15 protein-coding genes and 1 riboswitch are annotated in these 20,680 nt (G+C 39.4%); of the genes, 2 read left to right on the top strand and 13 right to left on the bottom strand.

The features are described 5' to 3' along the window. Positions 1 to 85: 85 nt before the first annotated feature. The gene (locus tag PF327_RS03405) at positions 86 to 520 is read right to left on the bottom strand and encodes a hypothetical protein (RefSeq protein ID WP_289401343.1); all 435 of its coding nucleotides are present in this window, start codon (positions 518 to 520) and stop codon (positions 86 to 88) included. A gap of 163 nt (positions 521 to 683) precedes the next feature. Next, a riboswitch (cyclic di-GMP riboswitch) is annotated at positions 684 to 762 on the bottom strand. 265 nt (positions 763 to 1,027) lie between these two features. On the opposite strand from PF327_RS03405, the gene PF327_RS03400 reads away from it, so the two are divergent. Together PF327_RS03400 and PF327_RS03395 are read left to right on the top strand one after the other, a co-directional pair. Then, positions 1,028 to 1,495 carry a hypothetical protein gene (locus tag PF327_RS03400; RefSeq protein WP_289401342.1) on the top strand — a complete coding sequence of 156 codons (468 nt, stop codon included), beginning with the start codon at positions 1,028 to 1,030 and terminating at the stop codon, positions 1,493 to 1,495. A gap of 203 nt (positions 1,496 to 1,698) precedes the next feature. Beyond that, on the top strand, positions 1,699 to 4,347 hold the full coding sequence (locus PF327_RS03395; RefSeq protein ID WP_289401341.1) for an EAL domain-containing protein: 2,649 nt from the start codon (positions 1,699 to 1,701) through the stop codon (positions 4,345 to 4,347). 34 nt (positions 4,348 to 4,381) lie between these two features. Here PF327_RS03395 and galU read toward each other — a convergent pair whose 3' ends face one another. The 12 genes from galU to PF327_RS03335 all read right to left on the bottom strand — a co-directional run bounded on the left by galU (position 4,382) and on the right by PF327_RS03335 (position 20,457). Next, complete coding sequence (galU, locus tag PF327_RS03390) at positions 4,382 to 5,215, bottom strand: UTP--glucose-1-phosphate uridylyltransferase GalU (protein ID WP_289401340.1); 834 nt, start codon at positions 5,213 to 5,215, stop codon at positions 4,382 to 4,384. Beyond that, a complete protein-coding gene (locus tag PF327_RS03385; protein WP_008243099.1) occupies positions 5,208 to 6,950 on the bottom strand; it encodes a sugar phosphorylase in 1,743 nt (580 codons plus the stop codon). Before PF327_RS03385 ends, galU begins: the two co-directional genes overlap by 8 nt. Then, positions 6,944 to 8,173 (bottom strand): glycosyltransferase family protein, encoded by a 1,230-nt coding sequence (locus PF327_RS03380; protein WP_289401339.1) that lies wholly within the window; start codon positions 8,171 to 8,173, stop codon positions 6,944 to 6,946. Before PF327_RS03380 ends, PF327_RS03385 begins: the two co-directional genes overlap by 7 nt. A 9-nt stretch (positions 8,174 to 8,182) precedes the next feature. Continuing rightward, positions 8,183 to 9,337 (bottom strand): glycerate kinase type-2 family protein, encoded by a 1,155-nt coding sequence (locus PF327_RS03375; protein ID WP_289401338.1) that lies wholly within the window; start codon positions 9,335 to 9,337, stop codon positions 8,183 to 8,185. Then, on the bottom strand, positions 9,330 to 10,124 hold the full coding sequence (locus tag PF327_RS03370) for an HAD-IIB family hydrolase (RefSeq protein WP_289401337.1): 795 nt from the start codon (positions 10,122 to 10,124) through the stop codon (positions 9,330 to 9,332). Before PF327_RS03370 ends, PF327_RS03375 begins: the two co-directional genes overlap by 8 nt. 135 nt (positions 10,125 to 10,259) lie before the next feature. Continuing rightward, the gene (locus PF327_RS03365; RefSeq protein WP_434481329.1) at positions 10,260 to 11,480 is read right to left on the bottom strand and encodes a glucose-6-phosphate isomerase; all 1,221 of its coding nucleotides are present in this window, start codon (positions 11,478 to 11,480) and stop codon (positions 10,260 to 10,262) included. Position 11,481: 1 nt separating this feature from the next. Further along, entirely contained in the window at positions 11,482 to 12,114 is a 633-nt protein-coding gene (gene eda, locus PF327_RS03360) for a bifunctional 4-hydroxy-2-oxoglutarate aldolase/2-dehydro-3-deoxy-phosphogluconate aldolase (RefSeq protein WP_289401336.1), read from the bottom strand. After that, the gene (edd, locus tag PF327_RS03355) at positions 12,111 to 13,940 is read right to left on the bottom strand and encodes a phosphogluconate dehydratase (RefSeq protein WP_289401335.1); all 1,830 of its coding nucleotides are present in this window, start codon (positions 13,938 to 13,940) and stop codon (positions 12,111 to 12,113) included. Before edd ends, eda begins: the two co-directional genes overlap by 4 nt. Next, complete coding sequence (gene pgl / locus PF327_RS03350; protein ID WP_008243115.1) at positions 13,937 to 14,635, bottom strand: 6-phosphogluconolactonase; 699 nt, start codon at positions 14,633 to 14,635, stop codon at positions 13,937 to 13,939. Before pgl ends, edd begins: the two co-directional genes overlap by 4 nt. Then, the gene (gene zwf, locus PF327_RS03345; protein ID WP_289401334.1) at positions 14,625 to 16,088 is read right to left on the bottom strand and encodes a glucose-6-phosphate dehydrogenase; all 1,464 of its coding nucleotides are present in this window, start codon (positions 16,086 to 16,088) and stop codon (positions 14,625 to 14,627) included. The genes pgl and zwf overlap by 11 nt, the downstream gene beginning before the upstream one ends. Positions 16,089 to 16,261: 173 nt before the next feature. Beyond that, positions 16,262 to 17,245, bottom strand: a complete 984-nt coding sequence (gene glk, locus PF327_RS03340; RefSeq protein WP_289401333.1) for a glucokinase — start codon at positions 17,243 to 17,245, stop codon at positions 16,262 to 16,264. 17 nt (positions 17,246 to 17,262) lie between these two features. After that, positions 17,263 to 20,457, bottom strand: a complete 3,195-nt coding sequence (locus PF327_RS03335) for a glycoside hydrolase family 15 protein (protein WP_289401332.1) — start codon at positions 20,455 to 20,457, stop codon at positions 17,263 to 17,265. Between the last annotated feature and the right edge of the window lie 223 nt (positions 20,458 to 20,680).

Below are 20,680 nucleotides of genomic sequence, written 5' to 3'. Positions count from 1 at the left end.
GAAAAGTTTTAAAAGCTATATGCTAGATAAGTGTAGTTCATAGCATGATACAAACAGCATAATGCTATGATTAATCGACGTCAAACTACGGAATAAAAAAAGCCAAAACAGCACCAACAGTTACAAATAAATATGCACCGATGGACCATAGTTCAATGGTCGTAGGTACCTGTTCTACAGAGAGAAAGTTATTGATCGACATGCCACCATAGAAATAAAATAAAAAGTAACTAATAACAAATCCCAGTATATAAGGGAGAAAGACAATAGCCAAAAGTAAAGAAATTTCTGTATTTTGCTTAATAAGATCTGTCAATTCATTTTTTAGAGTAAACTTCGCGCCTATTTTTTGAATTTTGGCATGGTTATTCAAAAATATTTTCTTTTTCTGAGGGATAGGCTCTTGAGCAGCTTCCTCTTTCATATCTTCGATAAGTTTATCTTGATTATCTTTTGATGTTTCTGTAAGCTCACCCCAATCTAAATTTTCTTCTTCTATGGTCTCATTTCTTACGTACATGATAATCCTCTACTGTAGATATTGCATTTTTAAAAATGCTTCTAAAATGTCATACATTCTATGATACGGGTCATTTTTGTTAGAACAAAAATAATTTTAAATTTAATAAGATTTATGCATAAAAGAGGAAAGAAGAACTGCACATAACATATACATATGAAAATGTAGCAACTTGGCGATCTTATTTCATAAGACCCATAGCTTTCCGTCCCTGCTTCACAACAAGTTTGGCTCAATCAATACTATTTAAAAGTAATTTTTCGTGGTTCATTATATTGGATATTTAATTAAATAAATCTTACGCAACCATCTAATAACAAGTAGCATTTGTAAAGCAAATAATTATATTTATGATCTATTATTTTATCGATTTATATAACAATTTAAGATGCATATCAAACAAATAGCGTTCATATCTACACCTGTCTTCATTATTTTTAAAAAATATAGACATCTATTCTTAAAATTTATAATATATTGTATAATATTAAAAGCGAAGGAAGGTGTATGATAGAGATATTGAAAAAACTATTTGGTAAAAAAAAGGAACAAACAGATGTTCCGAATCCTCCTGGGAGAACTTTCAATAGAGTGCTCACAGGAAGATATTTTGGCTGTGAGGATGTCAATGCAGATGAAGAGACCATTGCCAAAGCAAAGCAGGAAAAAATAGACCAGATCAAAGAACTGGAACTGGTACCGATGTTTATAAGATATGCCTACGAGAGCAAAAAGAGAAAAGAGGTCGATACGGAAGAAGATCATCCTACATCCGTTCATGTTGCATTCCAAAAAGAGGTATTTGCCGAAAAATGGAACATGGTTCATGTTACAGAAATTTCATTCACCGTATTATCTGCTGATTTTGAAGAATTTGAAAGAATGGCAGGTGTGAGCCTCAATGATGACTTTAGAGATCTAACCTCTACTACATTCAATGATACAGAGAGAAGAAAAGAGAGTAGAAAAGCATAATATACACCTTTAGTTGCTTTATCTTAGCTAGAGACTTTTTCTCTAAAACCATCTTTTAGAGTCTGTACAGACACTTCCACTTAAAATCACAAACATCTCTTTAGTTTAAATACATTAAAGTTAAGAATAAACTATTATAATCTATAATAATCACTTTAAGGGCTTTTAGTAACAATACATATTCATATACATAGCTGGATAACATGTTTAGAAAAATCTTCGTTGTATTACTTTTATCTGCAGTGACATCGTATGCCACAGTCACACTTACCGATGAAACAGATAAATATGACCACTTTACACTCCGCTATTTTTATGATGAGAGCAGTACTCTGGGTATTCATGACATTGAAAAGATAGAGTGTACAAAGGTCATACCCAATCAATTTTCTCAAGGATATTATTCGGGAACAGCATGGTTAAAACTCAATGTGACCAATCATAGCGACAGTAAAGATTATGTCCTTTATTTTACAGAACCTTTTTGGTCAACGTTGGACCTGTATACTAAAATGAATGATACATGGACTATACAAAAAAATGGTCTCAAAGTAAGCCTTCAAGAAAGAAGTATTCAAAACTATAATCCCGCCTATAAACTACATATCTTACCGGGTGAAAGTGTGACATACTATATAAAAGGTCAGACACTTTCCGGACATATTGGTGAATTTATGATCTTCACTGAAGACGAGTTTTTTAGACCCAACCGTATCGATATTACTGACATCTACATCATCTATGCTTCTATCTTATTCATTATAATCCTCTTCAGTATGTATAACCTGATCGTCATTAAAAATCGTATCTTTGCTTATTACATTGCATATATACTCTCTTTTATTGTCTTTATCGCTATGAAAAGTGGGTTTTACTTAGAGTTCGGTTTTCCCGGCTGGAGTCAAGGTCTGCATGTCGTAGGTACGATCGTTGTATTCTTTCTGGTACTATTCTCAGGCCGTTTTTTGGAGTTAAAAACACGTATGCCAATGATCGATAAGCTCTTTAGATTATCTGCAGCCATTTTTTTACTGTTTGCACTGCTGATATCACAGGATACCCCTTTTGCCTGTTTAGCATTTAACATCTATTCATCATTGTTCTTTACCCTCCTCCTTGTGGTTGCGGTCAAAGCCTTGTATCAAGGTCTTATCGGTGCCAGATACTATCTCATTGCACTGATCATCTATATGCCTGCTATGGGTATGATGACTTTGACCTTTAATGGTCTCTTGGACAATACAGACATAAATAGATACGCTTTTCTTGTAGGTTCTTTTATTGAGATTATCTTCTTTACAATTATCTTGACCAACAAGTACCGTGAACTGAATCTCAAGAAGTTACAAAAACAAAAGATACTTTTAAAAGCAAAAAAGAGCAATCAAAAGTTTTTAGAAACGAAGATCCAACAAAAAACCAATGACCTTCTTAGTATAAATCAACAATTATTAAAGAAAACGCAAGAGCTTGAGATCACTAAAGAGCAGTTGACCAGAGATATACAGGAACGTACAGAAGCTGAAAAAGAAATAGAAAAACAAAAAGATATCTTACATCACCAAGCCAATCATGATTCACTTACTGGACTTCCTAACCGTGCACTATTTAACATTCGCTTAAAACAAGGGATCAAAAAGGCAAAAAAACAAGAGAAAGGGTTGGCACTCTTTTTTATCGACTTGGATAAATTTAAAGAGATCAATGACTCCTTGGGTCATGATGTGGGAGACAGAGTACTAAAAATCATAACGGCCATACTCAAAAGTTCCATCCGAAAAGAAGATACACTTGCCCGTTTGGCCGGAGATGAATTTACGATCATCATGGAAGATATAACCTATTCAGAAGATGTATCTAAATTAGGACATGCCATTCTCAATATGTTTGCTAAACCCATACATGTTGATGAGCATGTATTATATATAACAAGCAGTATCGGTATCAGTCTTTATCCCCAAGATGCAAATAATGAGAAAGACCTTCTAAAGTATGCTGATACGGCAATGTATAGGGCAAAAGAAAGCGGACGTAACAATTTTCAGTTCTATAGACCTGAAATGACTAAACATGCTCTGGAACAAATGCAGATGAAAACCAGTTTACGTCAAGCCATTGACAACGAAGAGTTTATAATTCACTATCAACCGCAGGTCGATATCGCTACCGATACATTGGTGGGGATCGAGGCACTGTTGCGATGGCAGCATCCAAGCAAAGGTCTGCTAACACCTAAAAAATTTATTTCATTGGCAGAAGAGACTGGTATGATACTTGAAATTGATGACTGGGTAATGCATACAACTATGAAACAGGTTTCCAAATGGTATCATGACGGTTTAGACCCAGGGAAACTTGCATTAAATATTTCCATGAGACACTTAGAAGCTCCTAATTTCATCTATAGAATTCAAAACACTATGGACAGTTATGGTTTCAAACCAGAGTGGCTGGAATTGGAAATCACAGAAGGTCATATGATGAAAAATGCTATGGAGATCATTAATAAACTCAAACAGGTCAGTAAACTGGGAATCAATATTTCCATCGACGACTTCGGAACAGGATACTCCTCCTTGTCTCTTTTAAAGCGTCTACCCATTAACAGACTTAAGATCGATAAATCATTTATTGAAGATATCCCTGAAGATGAAGAGGATCTTACTATTATTAACTCTATCATAGCACTTGCAAAGAGTCTAAATCTTAAGGTCATAGCAGAGGGTGTAGAGACGATAGAACAGATCAATTTTCTAAAAAGTAAAAAGTGTAAATATGTACAAGGACACTACTATTTTTACCCTATGTCTGCAGATGAACTGCAAGAGATACTTTTAACCAATAATGAATAGGAGCTATCAGCATTACAATCTTCACGGGAAGTAATCATTCAGTTTCTTGTTTCAACTTATCATAAAAATAGTTGGTGGCTTGCACAAAACCGTCGACACTCCCACAGTCAAAGCGTTTCCCTTTAAACTTGTAAGCCAATACCATACCTTTTTTGGCATGATTCATCAAAGCATCAGTAATTTGTAATTCACCGTTCTTACCGGTTTTTGTCTCTTCAATGGTTCGAAAAATATCAGGTGTGAGAATATATCGTCCAATGATCGCCAGATTTGAAGGAGCATCTTCAGGGTCTGGTTTTTCCACCATATCGGAGATCATAAAAACATCATCCTGGATCTCTTTTCCATCGATCACACCATATTTATACGTCTCTTCTTTAGGCACTTCCTGAATGGCAACCACACAACATTTATACTTCTCATAGATCTTTACCAATTGGGCTAGAACATTGTCCCCCTCCTCATTCACACAGAGATCATCTGCCAAGATCACACCAAAAGGCTCATTACCTATCAAAGGCTCACCTTTTAAAATCGCATGGCCAAGTCCCAACATCTCTTTTTGTCTGGTAAACGTAAAGGTACATTTATCCATCATCTCCCTTGTACTCTTCAGTAGATCTTCTTTGGAACTTCCTTTGATTTGATGCTCCAGCTCATAAGAGATATCAAAATGTTCTACCAACGCCCTTTTACCACGCCCTGTAATGATCGCCATGACATCCATACCGGCATCACTTGCCTCTTCTACCCCATACTGTATCAGTGGTTTGGTCAAGATAGGAAGCATCTCTTTTGGTGTGGCTTTGGTCGCAGGTAAAAAGCGTGTACCGTATCCGGCAGCGGGAAATAAACATTTTTTAATCATTTTTCTTTTCTCCTTCTTTTAATGGTTTCAGCCACAATATCTCATAGGGTTGCATGATAAATTTTCCTTCTAATATTTGTCGATGAGAAATAATATCCATCAGGACACCTTCTTTATAGGGTGAAAGATCCACTTCAACTTCCGTTTTTTGGAAATTGTGCAGTGCGATAAGAAACTCATTACTCTCTTTACCATAATGTTTTATAGCGAAGATCTCTTTGCCAAGTGCCAAAAATTCGAACTTGGCAAAAGGGTCAAAACAGGGTTCATGAATACGTATCGAAATAAGTTGTTTATAACGTTTAAACAAATTATTTCGTAGACTCCCCTCTTCACTCAGCTCCTCTTTGATATTGTCAAAATTTAATTTCTCACGATTGATGGCTCGGTTTCGTCTCGTTTTTCTTACTGCTTCATGATAATTTCGTGATCCTACAAGTGAATGAAAATAGATACCTGGAACCCCTGGCATTGCCAAAACAACGGCTTGAGAAAGGATCATACGTTTGAGTCGCAATGTATCATCCTCATCAGGACTGGTTAAAATATCTATATAGCTACAGTTTAACTCATAAGGAGATTTCTCCTCCCCACCCACACTACGATACGAAACTAAACCACCATGTGCTTTGCAAGAGTTGACCAAAAAGTTTAATTCATCCTTATCAAGAATATTACTCACTGCTCGTACACCGATACCATCATGACTTGCTGTAAAATTAAAAAAACAGACCATGTCACTTGGAAGTTTTAATGTCTTGGCCCAGGCTGTCAATTTAGTCGTGTCTCCTGATAAAATAGAAAAGGCCAAGAGCGGAGGCAGGGCAAAGTTGTACACCATATGTGCTTCATCAGATCCATTGCCGAAATAGGAGATATTTTCATCGTGTGGTACATTGGTCTCTGTAATGATAATGATCTCAGGAGCCACTGCATGGATCACCTCGCGCATCATTTGTATCAATTCATGGGTCTGTGGTAGATGCACACAGTTTGTACCTATCTCTTTCCAGATAAAAGCAATGGCATCAAGTCTTATCAGCGATGCACCTCTTTCTATATACGAAAGTAATACATCGAGGACTTTTAGTAATACTTTATAGTTCGCATAATTCAAGTCTACTTGATCAGCACTGAACGTTGTCCAAACATGACGAATACTCCCTTCATCATCAATGAACTCGGTGAGCAGAGGAGTAGTTCGGGGGCGTACCACCGCCGATAGATCGAGTGAAGGATCAAGTTCGGTAAAAAAGTCATAATATTCAGGATCATTGGCTAGGAACTTCTCAAACCAGTGACTCAGTTGGCTCATATGGTTGATCACACCATCAAACATAAGACGGTGATCCTGATTCAGTGCTTTAATATTTTTCCATGAACCTTTTAAGGGACAGACGGCCTTGTAATCAACAATTGAAAAACCATCATCACTGGAGTAAGGGTAAAATGGCAAAATATGTACACTGTTAATGCAGTCTTGTACATACTCCTTTAAAAATCGGTGAAGTGTAGCTAATGCCGTTTCTCCTTCATGAAAGATCTGATCACCGTAGGTGATGAGTATCACATCTTTTTCACTCATTACATAAGGTTTACTTTCAACTTTCCCTTGGTACTCCTTGATCAGTGTAACTACAGCATCATATGCCAAAGCGGCATCTGCTTGGCTGTAAATATTCTCAAGAGAATATTTAATGAGGTTCAATCTTTCTTTACTATCTCTTTCTAACATGAAGCATTATCCTTATTGACAGTTGCTTTAAAGCGTTCCGATATCTCTGGACATACAGAACGTATACTGGTCCATGCTGAAAGGGAAGGAACCCCAAGAGGATCAGCAAGAAAACTTTCACATGCCTCTTTGAGTGCGGTATCAAATGTCTCAACGGCATCTATCTCTTTTTTCCTATCAAAATTCAAAGCATTGAATTTCGCTACAGCATCATAGCGTGAGATGGCTTTTCTGCTCTCATGAAAAAATGAGCTTCGTAGTGTGGTGAGTGACTCTTTGGAAAATGTCACCCCACTCTGCGTCATAACCCTGAAAATAGTTTGGGCAATATCTATGGCCATCTTTGCTACACCGCCTTCAAGCTCTTGGGCAGGGTTTTCTCCTCTGAGTTCCTGGTGTTTATGCTCATAACTATCCATGATCTCTGTCTGACAAATACGTCGTACAGAGGTTTTATCATAGACTTCACTCAGTGTTGAGACCTCTAAGCCCCAAGTAGGAGAGATACGAATACCCCTCGCAAGTGTACGTGTAAAGGCAAATTCTCCTGAGAGTGCATACCTGAAACTATCCATATAGTTTAAATAGGCACTCTCTCCATAGGTATTTTTAAGTGCTTTGATCAGCGGCGTATAAAAGAGTCTTGTTACACGTCCATGCAGTTTGTCTGTCACACGTGAGTAGTAGCCTTTGTTAAATTCAAAATCCAATGCCGGGTGAATGATCGGGTAAAAAAGTCGTGCAGGCACTTCACGACTGTAGTTAACAATGTCACAATCATGCAGTGCAAAGGCAAAAGCATTTTTATCTGCAAGGGCATAACCCAACATTGTCCATACATTTCGACCTTTTCCTTTGATCTTAATACTGTTAAACCCCAGATCATTAAACTCATGGTAGAGTTTTTGAACGTTAGGACCATCATTCCAAAGTACATCTACCCTCACATCAAGGGTAGCCATGATCATTTTGACATTTTCAAACTCCTCTTTCGTTGCCCTGTCCAAACCCAAAATGATCTTATAAAGATATTTGACCCCTTTCAGTTCTTTAAGGATCTGTTTCATAGCAGGTGTTTCAAATTCAGAATAGAGCGCAGGCAGAAGTAGTACCATATTGTGTCTTTGTGAGAATTTTTCTAGTTCAGCCTCCATCTCTTCAAGTGTTCTGTTTGAGAGGTTTTGTAGTGTTGTGATCAATCCGTTCTGAAAAAAATCTGCCATTGCATTCCTTTATTTTTTTAATATAATGATAAAATCCATAACATTCGTTCCTGTAGGACCTATGGAAAAGTCAGCATCCAGTGCGTTAAAAAACGTGTAACTGTCACTGTTTTTTAAATAGATTTTCGGATCCAAGCCCTTTTTTTTCATTTTTTTGTAGATATCAGTTTCTAAAAAGGCTCCTGTCGCAGGTGAATTCCCATCGATACCGTCACTTCCAGCGATCAAGATCGAGATCTTCTCCGAGACCAAAACTTTGTTCAGTAGTCTTAGAGCTAATTCCTGGTTTCTACCTCCTTTACCCGTTCCCTTCACCTCTGTGGTTGTCTCTCCGCCAAAAAGCAAACAAAAAGAATCATATTTCTTGTCATATGCTTCTATTTTCTTAGCAAGATATTTAGCAGCCCCCTTAGAGGTTCCATTAAGTGTATTGGTGACTATCTTGACCTTATCCACTTTGGATCTGATATATTTTTTTGCCTCGTTTAAGCCAATCGTATTGTTCCCGATAATATGGTGAGGTACTTTGCCGTTCATCATCGGGGCCGAACCAATAGTATTAAGGTCATCACCGATCACATCACTCAATACTAGAACCACTCCTTTAGCCTTTGTATGATCAGCCAGCTTGCCGCCTTTGATCTGAGATATGGCTTTTCGTACACTATTGAGTGTCTGAATATCAATACCTGATCCCAGTAATGCGGAGGAAATTTTTTGAAAGTTCTCTAAACAGATACCCTCAATCGGTTTCTCGATCATAGCTGAAGCCCCACCTGATAGACAAAAGATGAAAAAATCATCTTTGCCCATTGTCTGCATTGCTTCGATCAATTTATTTGCGCCCTCTATACTCTTTTGTGAAACCAAAGGATGGGTTGAAGTATGATGTTCAATGAAGCTGCATTGACCTTCCTGATGTGAAATGGCTACACCTCCTTGTATCAGAGAGCCTAAGATCTTCTCTGCAGCCTTTGCCATACCCAATCCTGCTTTCCCCACGGAAAAGAGGTACAGTTTGTTGATCTTTTTCAAAGGATAGGCAGTGTTGCAAATGGTGAGATCTTTTTCATTCAGGGTGATATTGTTTTGAATGATCGTATCAGCTTTTACCGCTTTAAGTGCCTGGTTATAGATCTGTGTGAGTAATTTTATATTAGACATATTTTAATACCATCTCATTCCAACCTTTACTGCCTTGGTAGCTTGACTTTTGTATATGGGGTACATTCGTTTCAAGGTAGCTTCCGTCATATTTTTGAATCAAAATGGGTATATCAACATGTTCAAGCATAGCAGTATCGTTTTGACTGTCACCTAGAGCGATCGAACTGACTCTCTCATGATATAGATCTTCAAAAAGTTCTATGGTTTTGATCACAGCAATTCCCTTATCCTGAAATTCACTCATAATGTGATAGAATCGTCCGCCTTTCGTGATTTTTAATCCATAAGTGTGAGCCGACTTCTTTAATGCCTCTAATTTTGTCTTATCTTTGAGAATAAATGGTTCCGTAAAGTCACGCTGTTTTGCGAGGATCACATCTCTCTGGTTCAATCCGGTTAAATGTACAATTTCTTCATCAGACATATCACTCAAACCAGCCATACTACATCTCTCTTTGTAGCGCCTATAGAATTCTAAAATTTTTGTATATGATTTACCAAAGACCATGATTCTCTTATCATCATACTTTTCTAGAAATGACAGATCAAATCCTTGATACCCTTCAGGTATAAAAAGTGCTGCGCCATTCTCAACAATAAAAGGTTCGGATATACCAACTTTTTCTTGTAGATATTCAACTTCAGCTTTCGTTTTACTGGTTGTAAAAATAAGAGGGACCCCTGCTGCTTTGATTTTTTGCAGTGCCTCGAAAGACTCTTCAAAGGAGTAATTATGATGATTTAAAAAAGTACCGTCCAGATCGGTAAATATTAATCGTTTCATACTCATACTATAACATATTAATAAAGTATCATTCATAAATTATTGTTTAATATATATACAATTTAAAATTATTTTTATAATACTATATAATTATAAACAATACACAGTGTATGATCCTGACACTTATTACGCTAATCACAATTCTTGCAATTTACTCTTCAGAATAATTTTTCCTGCTTCTACGCCCGGCTGATCATAGGTATTTACATCTATCAGTTCTCCCACCAAAGATGTAAGCAGTTCATAATAGAAGATCAAAGAGCCGATATTTGACTCTGTCACACTTTGAATAGTGATCGTATCTAAAGGGATATTATTTTGATCCAACAATGCTTCGATCACAGAATCACACTGCATATTGATCAGTTTAGAAAAAGGAAGATTGTTTAGAGTGTCAAGCATTTCCAAATGCGGTAGTGTAATGTCTGGTATTGTGGTATCGTCATGAAAATCTTCGATCTTGATAAAAGTGACCGATTTATCTCTGGTACCTTCCATGATCAGCTGTAAAAAAGAGTGTTGGTCTTCAGGACCGATCAGACCGATAGGTGTAAGCCCTACATGAAAAGCACTGTTACGCTGGTGTTTTCCCAAACTCTCTCCCCAGAGCTGCACATACCATTGACAAAAGTATTTCAGTGTTTCTGAATAGGCAAAAATACAGTTAATACTGTACTGTGCATGATTTTCAGCATAATAGACCGCTTTTTCAAGCAGCATATCATACACATATCCTCTATCAAAGAACCGCTCTTTGATCATTTGTGCACCAGTTAACAGATCCTTGATATCAATACCACATAGTGCCAAAGGTACCAACCCTACCGTTGAAAGCACTGAGAACCTACCGCCTACATTATCGGGAAGATAGAGTACAGAAGCTTCTATCTCTAGCGCATATTTTTCAAGTGGAGAACCCGGATCGGTGATAAAAGTATAAAAAGAGGGATCCTGTTGTAAAGAATAGATATATTTATAGATGGAAAAGGTCTCTACCGTACTTCCTGATTTGGAGATGACCAAAAAATGTGTCTTATTCATATCACATTTGGAGAGCAGTTCATTGATATTTATAGGATCGGTACTTTCAAAAAAATAGAGTTTCCTTGAGAGCTCTTTGACCGGTTTGATGAATTCATAGACCGCCTTGGCACCTAAAGAACTTCCACCGATCCCAATCACCGCGATCGTCTCTATAGTCTCAGGAATACTGCTACAATACTCAAGTATGGGACCAATGTCCTGGTCTGGCAAAGCATAATATCCTATACTCTTTTGTTCTTCCACAATGGCATCAAATGCCTTCTCTTCTGCTCTTTTACTGATTGCACTAAAATAGAGTTTGTTTTTTATCATGTTATATTTTTCCTTTTATGGTCTGCATAGCTTCTATGCAAAGCGTTGTGATCTGTTTAAAATCTTTTTCTTTCATACACTGTTTGGGAACGATCCAGCTTCCACCTGCACAAAGCACATTCTCCAGTGAAAGAAAATCGTTGATATTGCTAAGATTCACGCCTCCCGTTGGGCAAAATCGCATACTCGGAAATGGTCCACCAAATGCCTTGAGTATCTCAAACCCTCCTGCAAGTGTTGCGGGGAAGAGTTTACAATGTTCAAAGCCGTTATTTTTTGCAAGCATCACTTCTGAAGCAGTCGCCACACCTGGGATCAAAGCAACATCCAGTTCCCATGAAGTCTGCATCAATTCCTCACTGATACCCGGACTGAAGACAAATGCTGCCCCATGGTCCACTGCATCTTTAAAATCACTTGCATTGAGTACTGTTCCCGCACCAACATGCATCTGCGGCAAAGCCTTTGAAATGACCTCTATGGCTTTGAGACCTGCCGGGGTACGAAGTGTGATCTCCATAATGTTAATGCCGCCCTCTAGCAATGCCTTGGCAAGCGGGAGTGCATCTTCCTCACTCTCCAGTGCTATGACCGGTACGATAGGTGAAAGTTTCATCACTGCTTCAGATGTCATGCTCGCTCCTTACCGGGAATATCAAAGAGACTTGCACCCTCCTCTGCCATACCTACACTCTGACGTACAGAGACAAAAAGCTCCCTGCCAAACCCGTGGGTATTGGCACTATGGTCCGGTCTTTCAACGGTACGTGCACTTAACTCTGTATCCTCAACTAAAAGCATGATCTCTCCTTTTTTTGCATCAAAACGGATCATATCACCTGTTTTTACCTTTGAGAGCAACCCTCCATCAAGAGCTTCAGGAGAAAAGTGAATGGCTGAAGGCACTTTACCCGATGCACCAGACATACGTCCATCTGTAATAATGGCAACTTTATATCCCTTGTCCTGAAGAGCACCAAGCGGAGGCATGAGTCCGTGCAACTCCGGCATTCCATTGGCTTTTGGACCCTGGTAACGCACGACAGCAATAAAGTCTTTTTCCAACTCACCCTTATGAAAGGCATCCTGTAAAGCTTCCTGGGATTCAAAAACGATCGCTGGTGCTTCAATGAAAAACTGTTCAGGCTTCAAAGCAGAGGTCTTGATGACACTGCGTCCAAGGTTCCCATTGAGAAGTTTCAGCCCTCCCTCTTCACTAAAAGGTGTCTGTGTACTGGACACTACCTCTGTATTGCGCGAAACACGAGGTCCCGGTTCAAATTTCAACATGTTTTCAGCCAAAGCAGGTTCCACTATATAGGTATCCAAGCCTCTACCTACGATCGTCTCCACATCATTATGCGCAAGTCCTGCATCCAAAAGCTGTGAGATCACCACACTCATACCTCCTGCATCTCTAAAATGGTTCACATCTGCCTGTCCGTTAGGATACATTTTACATAACAGAGGTGTCACTTTGGATATCTGATCAAAATCATCCCAATTCAGTATGATCCCTGCAGCTCTTGCCATTGCGATAAGATGGATCGTATGATTGGTAGAACCACCTGTTGCCATCAGTCCTACGATGGCATTAACAAAGCTCTTTTCATCAACGATCTCGGCGATAGGTTTGTAGATTCCTCTTAACTCTGTCATCGTCAAAACCGTTTTTGCGGCATGTGCGGTCAATGCTTCCCGTAAAGGGGTATTGGTATTGATGAAAGAGCTGTTTGGAAGTTGCAGTCCCATCATCTCCAGTAGCATTTGGTTCGAGTTTGCCGTACCGTAGAAAGTACAGGTACCGCTGCTATGATAGGAGGCAGATTCGACTTTAAGCAGAGCATCTTCACTCACTTTGCCTTGGGCAAACTCTTGACGTACTTTTGCTTTTTGTGCATTGCTGATACCTGAAGGCATAGGACCTGCTGGTACGAATACACCGGGAAGATGACCAAAGGCCAAAGCACCGATCACAAGCCCCGGAACGATCTTGTCACACACACCAAGATAGAGTGCACCGTCATAGACATTATGCGAAAGTGCTATGGCAGTTCCCATGGCAATATTATCACGACTGAAAAGACTCAATTCCATACCCGGCTGTGACTGTGTAACCCCATCACACATTGCAGGTACCCCGCCTGCAACCTGTGCTGTTGCACCCAGATCCATCAATGTACGCTTGATCAATGGTGGATAGAGTTTATAGGGCTCATGTGCAGAGAGCATATCGTTATAGGCTGTAACGATAGCAATATTAGGGCTTTCAAGGCCAGCAAGCGATGTTTTCTCACCCTCTTCCATTGGTGCCATTGCATGCGCTAAATTACTGCATCCCAGTTTATTACGGTTGACACCATGTCCTTTGGCTGAAGCAATGCGGTCCAGGTAAATAGATCTGCTCTCTAAAGAGCGTTCACGAATTCTCTCTGTCACTTTTTGTATAACTTCATTCATCGGTAAAATACCTCTATCTCTTTAATCTCTTGGTTCAATACACTGCGTATAGGCATTGTATAGATGTCTTCTCCTCCAATCGCTTCTTCATACACTGCAATTTTCTCTTTTCCTTCAAAATGCAGATAGATATGTTTGGCACTCAAGATCGCATGAAGGGTTAAACTCATTCGTGTATAAGGTGCTGTTGTGGGTTCAATTGTAATACAGAAATTTTCATTTTTAAGATCAAAAGCCTCTTCAAGTTTAATATTCTCCGGGAAAAGGGACGCCGTGTGTGCATCCGTTCCCATACCCAAGATGAGTACATCAAAAGGGGAAAGTATCTCTTTCATCTTTTGTGTACATACCTTTTGTGCCATATAGATATCCGTATCTTTACAATACATTCCTATAAAGTGAGCCTTAGCAGCCTCTTCCTGGAGCAGATATTTTTTGACAAAATGTTCATTGCTCTCTTCTTGGGAAGTATCGACCCATCGTTCATCACAAAGACCTACAGTGACTTTATCCCAGTCAAAGAGTGCTTTTCTAAGTTTTTCAAACAGAGGTTTAGGTGTACTGCCTCCAGAAACAAGTAGGGAGGCTTTTCCCTTTTCGTCAATGGCTTTTTGAAGATTTGCCAGTATACTTTGACTTAATGCCTCTATGAGTGCTTCTTGGTTGCTAAAAAGATGTTCACTCCTACTCATCATGCCAACTCCTGCCGCTTCTTGCGATCAGCTGTACTGCTGCGCTCGGTCCATCGGTTCCCGCACTGTAGCTTTTCATAGGTACCATATCCTCTGCCCAGCCCTCCAAGATCACATCCGCCCATTTCCATGCTGCTTCCACTTCATCTAAACGCATAAAAAGTGTCGGATTCGCACGGATCACATCTAAAAGTAAACGCTCATAGGCATCTGGCTTATGTGCTACCTTTAAAGGGGTATTGAGTTCAAGTTCAACAGGTTTTAACATCATTTGTTCACTTAGACCCGGAACTTTATTCATCAGTTGCAGATGGATACTCTCTTTAGGTTGCAATGCAATAACAAGTTTATTTTCCCAAATACATTTACCTTGATTGGCAAAAATAGAGTGCGGCACACCTTTAAAGTGAATCACGATCTCAGAATTTCGACGTCTCATACGTTTACCGCTTCTAAGATAAAAAGGTACTCCGTTCCATCGCCAATTGTCTATATCTACACGAAGTGCAGCAAAGGTTTCAGTGGTACTTTCTTCCACACCTTCTCCCTCAAGATAACCCGGTACAGGCTTGCCGTCACTTGAACCTTTTGCATATTGTGCACGTACTGTTTTTTGTTCGATGTCCGCAGGTGTCATCATACGAAGCGAACGGAGCACTTTCACCTTCTCATCACGTACACTGTCCGCATCAAGTGAGCAAGGCGGCTCCATGGCTATAAGACAAAGTAGCTGCATCAAGTGGTTTTGTACCATATCACGCATTGCACCATAATCATCGTAATATCCCCAGCGTCCTTCAACACCGACACTTTCAGCCACAGTGATCTGTACATGATCAATATGGTTTGAATTCCACAGCGGCATGAAAAATCTATTTGAAAAACGTAGTGCCATGATATTCTGTACGGTATCTTTACCCAGATAGTGGTCGATACGGTAGATCTGTGATTCTGTAAAATACTTCAGTACTTCAACATTGATCACACGTGAGGATTGAAGATCTCTTCCTATAGGTTTTTCAAGCACGACCCTGCTTTGCGGTGTAACGAGCTCCAAGTTGCTCATAGACTTACAGATCGTACCAAAAAAATCAGGTGCCGTAGAAAGATAATTGACCCTCTGACGTTCCGGATACTCATCTAGTAACGCTTTCAGCCCTCTATAGCTCTCTAAGATGTCAAATTCAATGGTTACGACATGAAGCTGTACCTTAAAATACTCAAATTTTTCCTCTTCAAAAGCATCATCAGATAAAAACTCCTTGAGTTTGGATTTCACCAGATCACAATGTTCATCATTACTCATTGGTACTCTGGTGGCAGTGATAATACGACTCTTCTCATCCAGATAACCGCTATTGCTCAAATGGTACAATGCAGGCATCAACTTCCTGAATGCCAGGTCCCCATGCCCTCCAAAAATTGTAATATCACATAAACTTTCCATTGTATCCATTTGATCCACCTTCCTTTCACGCTCTTCGTAAAATCACTGTTCTATCAAATTCTTAGGCCACGTTTTTATTATAACACGTTACTATCTATCAATCATTATAACCCAATATAATCATATATAATCATTTTTTTGCCTATATTTTATGCAATGTAGATTTTGAAAAAGGTATGCCCTTAAAGTCTATCATGTGCATAATAGGCAGCTCCCAATAATGCAGTTTCTGGATTTAAAGAGACTTTCACCTGCATTGCCTGTAACATCTCATTAAAACGGCCTTTACTTAAAAAACCGTTCATGAAATGGTTATTGGCAAGTATTTGTAAGATTTTGGGAGCAATACCACCGCCGATATATACTCCACCAAGTGACATACTTTTTAAGGCTAGGTTTCCCGCTTCAGCACCATAGATCTCTGCAAAAAGTCTCAATGCCTCCATACAGAGCGGGTTGTGTTCCTTCAGTGCACACTCACTCACCATTGCACTACGGTCTTTCCCTTCGGGTATGTTCAACATAGATGCGGGCTGTGCGGAGAAATCGTTTTCCACTAAAAATTCATAGAGTGTATAGATCCCCGGGCCTGAGAGTATTCTTTCAAAACTCACATGTCCTGGATAGCGATTACGCATCCATTTCAACAGTGCATCCTGCTGCGGTGTCAAAGGCGCAAAATCACTATGCCCTCCTTCTGAGCCGATAGGATAATAGACACTGCCGTCATAATACAACATCGCTTCTCCCAGTCCAGTACCTGCAGCGATCACTGCCCGATTTCCATCCATCTGACGACCTTTGGGATTAAGATCCACAAATTCATCTTCAGGAACATACAACATACCATAGGCTGTAGCTTCAAGATCATTCAGCAGACGTACCTTTTGAATTCCTAAATGATCCTTCAGATCTGATGTCGTGATATCCCAGGGTAGATTTGTCGTACGGCAGCGCCCTTCAATGACCGGTCCTGCGATACCGAAACATGCCGCATCTATAGATGGCAGTGAAGTCTTTTGCCTAAATAGCATGATCACTTCATTAAGATCTGAAAACTCCCTACTGGAAAACTGATGCTGTGCTATGACATTCAGTCTCTTATTTTTGTGCTCAAAAAGTGCGAGATTCGTTTTTGTACCACCTATATCTCCTGCCAATATCATGCTAACTCCCTATACTTCTATACTGTAAGATCATGCAAGGAATCCTGCGGTGATAACAGAAACATAAAGGCTTCCAAGAATGCTTTATCTGTTTCTACAGGTGAACGTTGATAAAATGCTTTCCAAGCTTCTGAACGATGTTCATTATAATGCTTCAAAGCATTATCCTTTTCCCAAGATATTCGTACCGCATGACCTATGAGTACATCCATAATGAGATCATTTTCAAGATGGAGGTCAGGGTTTTCCCTAAAAAGTCTTGCCAGGCTCTCGATCAGTTCAATATTCAACTGGCGGTAATCAGGGGCATAGATACTTTGTAAAAGTGCATCGATCTTCAAGGCAAAACTTTGTTCACCTGCTGTTGATTCCAATGTCAGTTCCGAACCGATCCTGTTTTGTACATTATATTTATCTCCAATGACCAAGCCGCTGCATTGATGTAACAAATACCATATATCCTTATAGAAAACAGGGGAAAGCGGACCTACCATACCCCTTTCATATCTCCATTGCGACCAGTCAGTGACTTTGCCAAGCTCCCTAACGGCCGGACCTTCTTTCATCGATTCAAAGGAAGGTGTACCCGATGCATGTAAATTTTCATGAACAAGAAACAGTGAGACCTCTCTTTTAAATGATTTTAATACCCTATGCAAACGGTCATAAATTGCGTGAGGAGCTAAACTGAGCAACGTTTCATAAGCATCGGCCATATGCAGGTTCTCCTCCCTGCTTATCTGTCCTACAAGCAACTGAATAAAGTACCAGGTACGAATCGTTAGCATATTTTCAAAAAGTTCAGGTTCATTTCTGATCATATATCCAAGATGTAAAATGATCTCCTGTGTCAAGACACTCTCTGCTGTATTATTACCACAATATTCCATGATCGTTTTAACGATATCACTACTTTCATGCGGTTTTGAAAATGTCGCTTTTCCACTGTATGACCGTCCTACTGCAAGACGCTTTTGCCGTATCACTATATCAAGCAATACATCTTCGATACGGTCATCATATTTTTTGGTAAGATCAGCGATACGCCGTACCAGATTCCACTCATGACACACGGTAGCTAATTCATAAAGATTTTGAGCAAAGAGTGACAATGTTACATTTTCCTGTTTCACGGAAAATACGAAATCTGCACCCTTACGTTGCCACATTTCTTCAAGTGCATAGGTTTTATATAAACGATTTTTTTCACCCAAAAGTATCTCTATGAGTACCGCGTCATCCTGATCTCTAAGAGACTGTATTTCCTCTGGACTCAAGTATGTATGGATTTCAGTTTCCTTCAAACAGATGCCCAATCTATTATTTGACACAATTTCTGCAGCTTGAAATGTAAAACCGTGAATATCTTGTATACGTTCTATACACGCTAGACCCAATAATTCTTTCAATGGGCCTGTCTGAAGAGTAATCGTACCACTCTGCTCTTTTTGTATATCATCCAATAGTTCAACCAATGCACCGCGTTCACCATCAGAAAACATCGATTCACGAACAAAAAACGGTATGATAGGGTTGCCTCTTGCATCCCACTGCATAGCAAGGAACTTTAATGATGCCCGAAAATGTTCTACTAATAATTGATTGTCAGCTGAAAAATAAAATCCATGCGGATTAAAATAATAAGGAAGAAAAACGATCTCTTCACTTCCATAGAAGTGAACCCTTGCAGTCGTCATGGTCCTAGCCACCATCAATTCCCTACCACTTAAAGAAAGTTTTTTATTTTGACCCAAAAACGTATGAAGCATGGAGAGTTGATCAGCATGTAAGATCCGTATAGGCTTGATCTCTTCGATCGTTTCACTTTCAAAACCAAGCGCTACCAATTTTTCTTTCACCGAAGCATTTTCAGCGATCACCGGGACCAGAGGTTTTGTATTGAAACTGTGTCCGATACGTTGGTGACGTTTGAGCGGATCTATATCTTCCGGAGTCAAAAGACCGTCAAGCATCATATCGCAGAGCATATAGAGGCTCTGTGCCCATACCAGTGGTATATTTTCATTGGCAACACGTTTTTGACTTCCAGGATCCTCTTTTTCTGCCGTGATACTCTCTTTGGGAACAATATAGAGTTCGGGCAAAAGCTTTTTCCCATCCTGTTCCACAAAAAGCGGTTGCAGTTTTTGCTTCCATTGCTCGATCTCTTCTTTCTCATCACGTATCAGTGCATCCAGCAGTAAATAGGTGAAAAATAGAGGCCATTCTGATTCAATATGTTCAAATTCTCGTAACTCTGAAGGTTCATAGTGTAAACGGGTTGCATCTTCGATACTGCTTTGATGGCCATCGAGCAAAAAACGTTTACACCCGTAATTTCCTGCAAGTTTTTTGATGATCTTATCACGTGTACGCTTGACCAGTTTTGTATCTTCAACCGCATAGGCAGGATACCCGATAATACTCAGTAGTGCCGCATCCGTCTCTTTGGAGTTGGATTCTCTAGGCAGTAATCCCTGTAACGTGAAACGAGAACGTGCGATATCACTGGGAACCACATGGATCACCGCTTCGTGGTTTGGCAGATCGGCAAAAAGATTAAAACCGTCCAAGGCTTCAAGTGCTGCTTTTGCCATGCCTACGGAACTGCCATTGACCTCTGTATTTCCATGATTGATCTTATTTCCGCGCTCCCAGATACCATAATCAGGGGTACAGTAGGTATGGCTGATGTAGTGCACCATATTTTGTACAAAATCAACTTCATCCATTGTATAGATAATATGTAGTCCAGAAGCGGTCATTTGCGAGACCATCAATAAAAAAAGAGAGCTTGCATCAAGCTGCAGATGCCCCCATTCCTCATCTCCGACCACGGCTAAGCCTGTTTTTGTACCATACTTCGCATGCAGTGCATCTATGGGATTGTGTGTTTTTTTAAATGCTTCGATCCTGTCTGACTGTCTCATCATGGCAGTGAGCAGTCCTCTCATCAGTTTGACCACACTCTGGCTTAGAAGATAGGTTCGATGATGGTGAGGATCACATTTTCTATAGGCAAGTGCGAGTCCCCAAACACTCAAAATGCTGTAAACATTGTCTCTTACCCAGGCATCGGTATAATCCCCATGGGCATTGACCGCTGTACTTGCAGGTAGCAACCCTGTGATAGGATCTTGCCGTGAGAGAATGATCTTGTCAACAACTAGAAAATGTCGATCAAGTGTAGCCTGAAGTGTATCTTGATTCATATATCTCACCTTTTGCAGCATACTATTCATGAATATAGATTATATAGCTATAGTACATTTATATTACTTAAGTTAATTATAATCCAATTTTGGAAAAAAGTATAATATTATTGTTTCAATTTTAATCAGTAGATAGAGAGATTTCTTATATTGTCATTTTCTTTGATATCTTTTTATAGCATCCAAATAACCGCTTCATTCTCTAGGTGACGAGCCTTAAAAA

The organism is Sulfurovum xiamenensis (genome assembly GCF_030347995.1).
GTDB lineage: Bacteria > Campylobacterota > Campylobacteria > Campylobacterales > Sulfurovaceae > Sulfurovum > Sulfurovum xiamenensis.
The sequence above is the reverse complement of the archived record's forward strand: the minus strand, read 5'-3'. Positions and strand labels throughout refer to the sequence as shown.